Raw genomic sequence first — 8,857 nt, forward strand, 5'->3', positions numbered from 1 at the left:
GGGGTGCCCTCGGCGGCTGCTGCGTCGGGCAGGGTGAACGCCCGGAGCCACAGCGCCATCGCGACGCGGTCGTGGGTGGCGTCGTAGGCGTGGCGGCCGTCCCAGCGGCCGATCCAGGCGTGGTCGAGCTGCTCCTTCGGAGCGGCGTGGACCGAGACCGGCAGCTGGTAGAACTCGGTGCCGTCGGCCTCGTCGAGGTACTCGACCTCGACGAGCACGACGAGCAGCTCGAGGCCGTCGTCGTCGCCAGGAACGGGGGCGCTTCGCAGGCCGGCGACACGGAACGGCCGGCCCTTGCCGGCGAACCAGCGGGCGGTGGTGAGGTGGCGCTCGATGTCGCTGCGGTACGGAGTGATCATGCGGTCGTCTCCCGAGTGAGGCGGAACCAGTAGAAGCCGTAGGCGCCCAGCGTCAGGGGATACGGGTGCTCGCTGATCGCCGGGAAGGGCACGCCGCCGAGCAGCTCGACGGGCGTCCAGCCTTCCCACCGCCGCAGGTCGAGGTCGACCGGCTGCGGGAAGCGGGAGAGGTTGTTGACGCAGAGGATGACGTCGTCGCCCTCGGGGCCCGGGTGCTCGCGGATGAAGGAGAAGACCGTGGGGTTGGAGCCGCCGAGGTCGTGGAACATGCCCAGGCCGAACGCCGCGTGGCCGCGCCGCGCGTGGATCATCCGGCGGGTCCAGTGCAGCAGCGACGAGGAGTTCTCCAGTTGGGCCTCGACGTTGACCGACTGGTAGCCGAAGACGGGATCCTGGATGGCGGGGAGGAAGAGCTTGCCGGGCGTCGCGGTGGAGAAGCCGGCGTTGCGGTCCGGCGTCCACTGCATCGGGGTGCGGACGCCGTCGCGGTCGCCGAGCCAGATGTTGTCGCCCATGCCGATCTCGTCGCCGTAGTAGAGGACGGGCGAGCCGGGAAGCGAGAGCAGGAGCGCGGTGAAGAGCTCCATCCGGTTGATGTCGTTGTCGAGGAGCGGGGCCAGCCGTCGGCGGATGCCGATGTTGGCCTTCATCCGCGGGTCCTTGGCGTACTCCGCCCACATGTAGTCGCGGTCCTCGTCGGTGACCATCTCGAGGGTCAGCTCGTCGTGGTTGCGCAGGAAGATGCCCCACTGGCAGCCGTCGGGGATCGGCGGGGTGTCCTCGAGGATCTCGGAGATGGGAAAGCGCGACTCGCGGCGCACAGCCATGAAGATGCGCGGCATGACGGGGAAGTGGAACGCCATGTGGCACTCCGTACCCACCCAGTTGCCCTCCGAGTCGTGCTCGCCGCCGAAGTACTCCACCACGTCGGCCGGCCACTGGTTCGCCTCGCAGAGGAGCACGCGGTCGGGGTAGTGGCTGTCGACGTACGAGCGGACCTCGCGGAGGAACTCGTGTGTCTCCTTGAGGTTCTCGCCGTTGGTGCCGGGCCGTTCGTAGAGGTAGGGAACGGCGTCGAGGCGGAAGCCGTCGACGCCCATGTCGAGCCAGACGGCAAGTGCGTCGATCATCGCCTCGTGGACCTTCGGGTTGTCGAAGTTGAGGTCTGGCTGGTGGTGGAAGAAGCGGTGCCAGTAGTACTGGCCGCGGACCGGGTCCCAGGTCCAGTTGGAGGGCTCGGTGTCGACGAAGATGATCCGCGCGTCCTGGTAGAGCTCGTCGGTGTCGGACCACACGTAGAAGTCGCCGTACGGACCGTCGGGGTCGGTGCGGGAGGCCTGGAACCACGGGTGCTGGTCGGAGGTGTGGTTCATGACGAAGTCGATGATCACGCGGATGCCACGGGAGTGCGCCTGGTCGAGGAACCACTGGAAGTCCTCGAGGGTGCCGATCTCCTCGTGCACGCCGTTGTAGTCGGCCACGTCGTAGCCGCCGTCGCGCAGCGGGCTCGGGAAGAACGGGGGGATCCAGAGACAGTCGACACCGAGCCACTCGAGGTAGTCGAGCTTCTCGGCCAGGCCCCTGAAGTCGCCGGTGCCGTTGCCGTCGGCATCCTTGAACGAGCGGACGAGGACCTCGTAGAAGACGGCGGTGCGGAACCATTCCGGCTGTGCGTCGAGCGTCATGGGGTCGAGTGTAGGCAACCGTTTGAGTAGTGCCCGTCACAGAACGGTTGCTACCCAAGTGGAAGATGTGCCGGTTCTGCGTCATGGTTCTGTTGCCGCACCGTTTCGTCGGCACAAGGTGCAGCGGTCTCGGGAACAGAGTGGAAGGTCGGTCGATGGAAGCGCTTCTCGTGGTGCTCGGACTCGCGGGTCTCGTCGCGCTGGGCGTAGGTCTCTCCCTGCGCAACCGCCAGATCCATGCCGAGCACTGGCTCTGGAAGAAGCAGCGTCTCGCCCGCAGCCGCTTCCTGCTCACCGGCGGCAGCGCCATGACCGCCGTCAGCGCGGTCGCGTTCTTCCTCGTCTGACCAGCCCCCTCACCGCGGTCGAGGCGGGGTTCACCGCCGCGGACGCAGCGTGAGGGCGGTGACGCGCGCGACGACCATCGCCAGGTAGAGCATTCCCGCGATCTGCTCGAGCATCACGAACGACCGCGCGTGCGGGGTCACGGGGACGATGTCGGAGAGCCCCGTGCTGGTCAGGGTCGTCACCGAGAGGAAGAGCAGGTCCATCCAGGTCCGCTGTGCCTCGGAGTCGACGGCTGCGATGAACGAACCCGGCCAGAAGACCTGCACCGCGACGTACAGGTAGGCGAAGGCCCACGCCACGACGGTGAAGGTCGCGCCGGTGGCCCAGAGCTCGTCGGTGCTCACGATGTCGTCGTGGAACATGTAGCGGATCAGGGCCCACGCCGTGTAGGCGTAGAAGCCCGCGTGGGCCAGGCCCGACGCGGCGGTGACCACGTCGTTGCCGGGGCTCACGCCCTCGAGGACGGTCAGCACGGCCACCGGGATGCCGAGGAGGACGGCGACCCAGGTCAGGCCCGGCGTCAACCGCACCGTGCGCACGGCGAGGACGAGGACGAGGAGGCCGAAGAGCCCGAAGACCGCGCGTCCCACCGGCTGGTCGCCGAGGTAGGGATAGACCAGCAGGCCGAGCAGTTGGACGGCGAGCAGCACGGCGCAGGGGTGGCGGCGCAGCGTCCGGACGTGCTGGCCGAGATCAGTCGCGGTACTCACGGTGGTCACCGTAGGCCAGTCGGGGCGCGGGGCGGCAGAATGCGCGGCGTACGACGGTGGTCTGCACCGTCCCTGTTGCTGACGAGTGCGAGGAGTGGCCCCATGGGCGAGTTCGTGAACCTGCAGGTCTCCGAGGAGGCGCCGGGCGTCGGCGTGATCCGGCTGGACCGCCCGAAGATGAACGCGATCAGCCTCCAGGTGCAGGCCGAGCTCAAGGCCGCCTGTGCCGAGGCAACGGAGCGCGACGACGTCCGTGCCGTGGTCATCTGGGGTGGTGAGCGCCTCTTCGCCGCCGGCAACGACGTCGCCGAGATGGCCGAGATGTCCTACGCCGACATGGTGAAGGCGACCCGAGGCGTCAGCGAGGCGGCGACCGCGATCGCGAACATCCCCAAGCCGGTCGTCGCCGCCGTCACCGGCTATGCGCTGGGTGGCGGTTGCGAGCTGACGCTGGCAGCCGACATCCGCATCGCCGCGGAGAACGCGACCTTCGGCCAGCCCGAGGTCCTGCTGGGCATCATCCCCGGTGCCGGTGGCACGCAGCGCCTGCCGCGGCTGATCGGCCCGTCGAAGGCGAAGGACCTGATCTTCACCGGCCGCTTCGTCAAGGCCGACGAGGCGCTCGCGATCGGCCTGGTCGACAAGGTCGTCCCCGCGGACCAGGTGTACGCCGAGGCGGTGGCCTGGGCATCGCAGTTCACCGCGGCCGCCGCGCTCGCGATCCGGGCCGCGAAGGAGTGCGTCGACCGCGGACTCGAGGTCGACCTCGCGACCGGCCTGTCGATCGAGCAGCAGCAGTTCGCCGCCGTCTTCGCGACCGAGGACCGCACCGCCGGCATGGCGTCGTTCCTGGCGCACGGTCCGGGCAAGGCCGAGTTCGCGGGCCGCTGACCCTTCTCCGGCGGCGCGCCCTGCCGAGCGGCGTACTCTCGGCTACCGTTCCGACCACGACGGCTCCATCTACGAAGGGGGAGGACCCTGTGGGCTTCTCGCTGACGCTCCCGCAGCTCCGCACGCGTGCGGCGCAGGTCCTGTGGATTCTGTGCGTGCTCTTCGCGCTGTTCCTGGCGCTGGGAGCGCTCACGTTCGCGCTGTCCGCCAACGACGACAACGGCCTGGTGTCGTTCGTCCGCGACGCAGCTGGCTGGGTCGACCTCGGGGTCTTCAGCCGTGACAACGGCATCAAGCAGTTCACCGGTGACAACGCGGACGTGAAGAACGCGCTGTTCAACTGGGGTATCGGAGCCATCTTCTGGCTCGTCCTCGGCCGGATCCTGGACCGCGTGGTCCGGGGCTGAGCCCGCTCGGCTTGTGAGGCATCGCACCATGGACTTCGGTACCACTGCGCGGTGACTCGCCAGTAACATCACGATCAAATCCGACTGCACAGGAGGGGCCCCAGGGCCACACCACCATGAACATTGTTGTCTGTGTGAAGCACGTGCCGGACGCTACGGCCGACCGGAAGTTCGAGAGCGACAACACCGTCGACCGGGTTGGGGTCGATGGCCTCCTCTCCGAGCTCGACGAGTACGCCGTGGAGCAGGCGCTCCAGCTGGCTGAGAAGAACGAGGGCTCCGAGGTCACCGCCCTCTGCATCGGTCCTGCGGGTGCTGCTGATGCGGTCCGCAAGGCCCTGCAGATGGGTGCGGACAAGGGTGTCCACATCGTCGACGACGCGATCGCCGGCTCGGACGCGCTGGCCACCTCGCTGGTGCTGGCCGAGGCGATCAAGAAGATCGGCTCGCCCGACATCGTCCTGACCGGCATGGCGTCCACCGACGCCGGCACCTCCCTGGTTCCGGCCGCGCTGGCCGAGCGCCTGGGCCTGCCGCAGGTCACCTTCGCCTCGGTCGTGGAGACCCAGGGCGACCAGATCCGCGCCAAGCGTGACGGCGACGCCGCCACCGAGGTCATCGGTGCCACCCTCCCGGTCCTGCTGTCCGTGACGGACCAGACCGGGGAGCCGCGCTACCCGTCGTTTAAGGGCATCATGGCCGCCAAGAAGAAGCCGCTCGAGACCTGGTCGCTCGCTGACCTGGGTGTCGACGCCGGCCAGGTGGGTCTCTCGGTTGCCTGGACCCAGGTCGAGGACACCGCTGCCCGCCCGCCGCGCACCGCCGGCGAGATCGTCAAGGACGAGGACGGCTCGGGCGCCAAGGCGCTGGCCGGTTTCCTCGCTTCCAAGAAGTTCATCTGAGGAGTCTGACCATGGCTGAGATTCTGGTTCTCGTCGACCACGTCGACGGTGCTGTCCGCAAGACCACCAACGAGCTCCTCACGATCGCCCGCCGTCTCGGCGAGCCGTCGGCGGTCTTCATCGGCGCCGGCAACGCTCCGGTCGAGGCGCTGGCGAAGTTCGGTGCCGAGAAGGTCTACGTCGTCAACGACGCCGAGATCAAGGGCTACCTCGTCGCCCCCAAGGCTGAGGCGCTGCAGCAGATCGCCGCCCAGGCCAGCCCGGGCGCGATCCTGATCTCCTCCTCCGCCGAGGGCAAGGAGATCGCGGCTCGCCTGGCGATCAAGCTCGAGTCGGGTGTCATCACCGACGCCGTCGACGTGGACGCCAACGGCACCACCACGCAGTCGGTCTTCGCCGGCAACTACACGGTGACCGCGAAGGTCACCCAGGGCACCCCGATCATCACGGTCAAGCCCAACGCTGCCGCGCCGGAGGAGGTCGCCGGTGCCGGCACCGTCGTCGACACCGCGGTGACGATCTCCGACGCCGCCAAGGGCGCCACCATCGTGGCCTCGCAGCCGCGTCAGGCGACCGGTCGCCCCGAGCTCACCGAGGCCGCGATCGTGGTCTCCGGTGGTCGTGGCACCGGAGGTGACTTCACCGCGGTCGAGGCCCTGGCTGACGAGCTCGGTGCTGCCGTGGGGGCCTCGCGTGCCGCTGTCGACTCCGGTTGGAAGCCGCACACGTTCCAGGTCGGCCAGACCGGCAAGGTCGTCTCCCCGCAGCTCTACGTCGCCAACGGCATCTCCGGTGCGATCCAGCACCGTGCCGGCATGCAGACGTCGAAGACGATCGTCGCGGTCAACAAGGACGAGGAGGCGCCGATCTTCGAGCTCGTCGACTTCGGTGTCGTCGGTGACCTGCACACCGTCCTCCCGGCGCTGACCGACGAGATCAAGGCACGCAAGGGCTGAACCAGCCCCTGACGTCACGGACGCCCGCTCACCGCACGGTGGGTGGGCGTCCTGCATTTCCCCGAGGCGGCGCGAACCTGCACGCGATCTGTACCGAGGCGGCGCGAACCTGCAGTGCGTCTGCAGGTTGGAGCCGCCTCGGCGTTGTGGGGCTGCAGGTTGGAGCCCTCTCGGCGTTGTGGGGCTGCAGGTTAGAGCCCTCTCGGCGTCAGGACTCGACGCCGAGCTGGCCGAGGATGTCCTTCTCGGGCAGCGGCGCGGCCTCGACCGCACCGGTGGACGTCGCGGCCACGGCGTTGGCGACGAGCTGGCGCCGCGAGTCGGTGAACGTCGTACGGATGGTGCCCTCGCCCTGCTCGAGCGCCTTGAGGTTGCGCGCACGCACCTCGCGACCCCAGCGGTCGGCGGCGACGAGGCCCTCGCACTGCACCTTGATCGAGTCGATGATCGACCAGATCGTCTCCTCGTCGATGAGCGGCGTCTGCGAGGCCTTCGCGGTCTCGGTGACCGCCTTGCCCGTCGCCTCGAAGGCCCCCTTGACCAGGTCGTTGACGCCGGCCTGGACCGCACTGCCCATCTCGGCGCCCTCCTTCGCCAACGCGGCCTGCTGCCACATCGCGAGCGAGGTGCGCGCCGAGGGGAGGCCCATCGTGCGGAAGACCTGGCACCGGCGCTGCATGGTCGCCGAGACCAGGATCAGGTTGCGGATCGAGGGGGCCTGCGCGTAGCCGAGGAAGAACTGCTGGCGCCAGTCGAACCAGGTCTTCTCGATCTCGCTGACCGCGGTCGCGAGCTGGCCGTGGAGCTCACGGAGCTCGTTGACCGTCATCGTCTTGTCCTTGTAGGTCACCGAGCCCAGGTCGCCGAGCGCCTCGGCGCCTCGGAGGACGGTGTCGGCGTCGGTGAAGTCAGCCTTCACCACGTCGCTGATCTCCTCGAGCGCGGCGAGAACGGCCACGACGTCCTGGAGCGTCTCGGTCGTGTTCTTGTGGAGCTGCTGGCCGCGGGTGACGTTGTCGGCGAGCCGGAGCTCCATCTCCTTGAGCTTGGTCTCGGCGATGTCGATCTTGTCGGCGATCGGCTTCGCCTCGCGCACCAGCGTCTTCAGGCTGTACGACGCGCCGCGGAGGAAGTCGACGACCTTCCTGACGGCGTTCTCGACCTTCTCGTTGCGGTACTTCTTCTGGAAGCCGTCCATCTCGCGGAGCAGGTCGTTGACCATGTCCTCGGCCGGCGGGACCTTGATGTCGCGCTGCGCCTCCAGGAGCTGGGACGACGAGGCGTTGAGCTTGGCGAGCACGGGCTCACCGAAGCGGATGATCGCCTGGAAGTCCGCGACCATCTGCGCGGCCACACCCGGGGCGTTGCGCTCCAGGTCGGCGCGCTGCTCGGGGGTCAGCAGCGAGCGGAACTGGAACGTCGCCTCGGCCGGCGCGGCCGCAGCTGCGTCCTCCGGGGTGACCTTCTCCAGCGCGGACTCGAGTGCCGTGGGCGGCTCGGGGTTGGACTCGGGGGCTCCGAGGAGCTCCTTGAAGCTGACCCCCGGGAGTGCGGGCGGCGTCGGCGAAGCGGTGTTGCTCATGGCGTCTGGTCCTCCGGGGAGTCGGTCGGGCTGTCGGGCTTGCGATCGGACGTGGGCGAGTAGATGTCCTTGACGGTGGCGTCCATCGAGCCGACGAGCGACTCCAGCGCCACCTTGAACTCGAGGTCCTGGCTGGCGTTGACCTGCCGGATGTTGGCCACGAGCTGGTCGTCGGTGGCGCGGACCGCCTCCTCCACCTCCTGCTGGCGAGCCTCGGCGTTCTCCCACAGGCGGGGGTTGCGCAGGATGTCGAGGTAGTAGTCCTCGCCGAGCGCGCGTTCGAGCTTGGTCAGCACGTCGACGTACTCGATGGAGGCGATGCGGACCTGCTGCTCGGTGCCCGTGCGGCGGATCCGGTGGAAGAGCTGGCCCACGTTGGTCAGGATCGACTGCAGGCGCGCATTGACGCCGGGGGAGAGCCGCATGCCGTGCTGCCGCTGCAGCGCCTCGAGACGCGCGAGGACACTGCGCAGTTCCTCGGGTACGTCGCGTGCCGGCGCGCTGCCCCCGGCCTTCAGGCGGCGGGCCACCAGCGCTCCGAACACCGCCACGACCGCGACGGCGACGACACCGGAGCCCACGCCGACGACCGTGCCGAGCCCGCTGCCGGAGTCGTCGTCGCCACCGCCACCGGCGCTCGTGCTGGTGCGCCAGTCGTCACTGCTGAGGGTCTCGAGCACGGCCGCTCCGCCGTCGGCGTGCCCGGCGCTGTTGAGCCCGCGGGTGAGCGCCGCGCCCTCGTCGGACTCGCGGGCGGCGACGCCGTAGGAGTCGAAGCTGCCGTCGACCACCACGATCACCGCGTCGTAGCTGTCTACCTTGCGGAGCACCTGGCCGGCGAGGCTGGAGGCGCTGAAGGTGCCGGTGGCGAGCTCGGGCAGGACGACGACCGCGACGTCCTGCTCCTCGGCGAGCGAGGCGATGTCGCCGCGCGACGACAGGCTCGCGTCGGGATCGACGTACACCGGGGAGCCGGCGAGTGCGTCGGCGGCGTCACCGACGAAGTCGACGTCCAGG

Annotated in this window: 10 protein-coding genes; 5 read left to right on the plus strand and 5 right to left on the minus strand. The window is 69.1% G+C overall.

Going from position 1 to position 8,857, the window contains the following annotated elements; translation table 11 throughout:
• On the minus strand, positions 1 to 359 hold a 359-nt coding region (locus VLF38_RS14805), incomplete at its 3' end, for a maltokinase N-terminal cap-like domain-containing protein (protein WP_414689409.1).
• The gene (gene treS / locus VLF38_RS14810; protein WP_325272007.1) at positions 356 to 2,044 is read right to left on the minus strand and encodes a maltose alpha-D-glucosyltransferase; all 1,689 of its coding nucleotides are present in this window, start codon (positions 2,042 to 2,044) and stop codon (positions 356 to 358) included. The genes VLF38_RS14805 and treS, both read right to left, overlap by 4 nt.
• Before the next feature lie 155 nt (positions 2,045 to 2,199).
• On the opposite strand from treS, the gene VLF38_RS14815 reads away from it, so the two are divergent.
• Positions 2,200 to 2,391, plus strand: coding sequence for a hypothetical protein (locus tag VLF38_RS14815; RefSeq protein WP_325272008.1), 192 nt, complete (start codon positions 2,200 to 2,202; stop codon positions 2,389 to 2,391).
• A 30-nt stretch (positions 2,392 to 2,421) separates the two neighbouring features.
• Here the strand turns inward: VLF38_RS14815 and VLF38_RS14820 are convergent, their stop codons facing one another.
• Positions 2,422 to 3,102 carry a potassium channel family protein gene (locus VLF38_RS14820; RefSeq protein ID WP_325272009.1) on the minus strand — a complete coding sequence of 227 codons (681 nt, stop codon included), beginning with the start codon at positions 3,100 to 3,102 and terminating at the stop codon, positions 2,422 to 2,424.
• Between the two features lie 102 nt (positions 3,103 to 3,204).
• Between VLF38_RS14820 and VLF38_RS14825 the strand changes: the two genes are divergently transcribed.
• From VLF38_RS14825 to VLF38_RS14840, 4 genes are all read left to right on the plus strand, one after another.
• Entirely contained in the window at positions 3,205 to 3,993 is a 789-nt protein-coding gene (locus tag VLF38_RS14825; protein WP_325272010.1) for an enoyl-CoA hydratase/isomerase family protein, read from the plus strand.
• A gap of 89 nt (positions 3,994 to 4,082) precedes the next feature.
• Positions 4,083 to 4,400, plus strand: coding sequence for a hypothetical protein (locus VLF38_RS14830; RefSeq protein ID WP_325272011.1), 318 nt, complete (start codon positions 4,083 to 4,085; stop codon positions 4,398 to 4,400).
• A 116-nt stretch (positions 4,401 to 4,516) separates the two neighbouring features.
• Positions 4,517 to 5,302, plus strand: a complete 786-nt coding sequence (locus VLF38_RS14835) for an electron transfer flavoprotein subunit beta/FixA family protein (protein WP_325272012.1) — start codon at positions 4,517 to 4,519, stop codon at positions 5,300 to 5,302.
• Between the two features lie 11 nt (positions 5,303 to 5,313).
• On the plus strand, positions 5,314 to 6,258 hold the full coding sequence (locus tag VLF38_RS14840; RefSeq protein WP_325272013.1) for an electron transfer flavoprotein subunit alpha/FixB family protein: 945 nt from the start codon (positions 5,314 to 5,316) through the stop codon (positions 6,256 to 6,258).
• Positions 6,259 to 6,466: 208 nt separating this feature from the next.
• Here the strand turns inward: VLF38_RS14840 and VLF38_RS14845 are convergent, their stop codons facing one another.
• Together VLF38_RS14845 and VLF38_RS14850 are read right to left on the minus strand one after the other, a co-directional pair.
• The gene (locus VLF38_RS14845; RefSeq protein ID WP_325272014.1) at positions 6,467 to 7,840 is read right to left on the minus strand and encodes a toxic anion resistance protein; all 1,374 of its coding nucleotides are present in this window, start codon (positions 7,838 to 7,840) and stop codon (positions 6,467 to 6,469) included.
• Positions 7,837 to 8,857 (minus strand): hypothetical protein (locus tag VLF38_RS14850; RefSeq protein ID WP_325272015.1); only part of this gene is annotated, 1,021 nt, incomplete at its 5' end. The genes VLF38_RS14850 and VLF38_RS14845, both read right to left, overlap by 4 nt.

Source organism: Nocardioides sp. (assembly GCF_035481145.1).
In the GTDB taxonomy this organism is placed as follows: Bacteria; Actinomycetota; Actinomycetes; order Propionibacteriales; family Nocardioidaceae; genus Nocardioides.

What these genes read in the sequence shown, in the direction of transcription:
- VLF38_RS14825 (WP_325272010.1), top strand. Translation starts at nt 3,205, where the DNA reads ATGGGCGAGTTCGTGAACCTGCAGGTCTCCGAGGAGGCGCCGGGCGTC.
- VLF38_RS14835 (WP_325272012.1), top strand. Translation starts at nt 4,517, where the DNA reads ATGAACATTGTTGTCTGTGTGAAGCACGTGCCGGACGCTACGGCCGAC.
- treS (WP_325272007.1), bottom strand. Translation starts at nt 2,044, where the DNA reads ATGACGCTCGACGCACAGCCGGAATGGTTCCGCACCGCCGTCTTCTAC.
- VLF38_RS14815 (WP_325272008.1), top strand. Translation starts at nt 2,200, where the DNA reads ATGGAAGCGCTTCTCGTGGTGCTCGGACTCGCGGGTCTCGTCGCGCTG.
- VLF38_RS14845 (WP_325272014.1), bottom strand. Translation starts at nt 7,840, where the DNA reads ATGAGCAACACCGCTTCGCCGACGCCGCCCGCACTCCCGGGGGTCAGC.
- VLF38_RS14840 (WP_325272013.1), top strand. Translation starts at nt 5,314, where the DNA reads ATGGCTGAGATTCTGGTTCTCGTCGACCACGTCGACGGTGCTGTCCGC.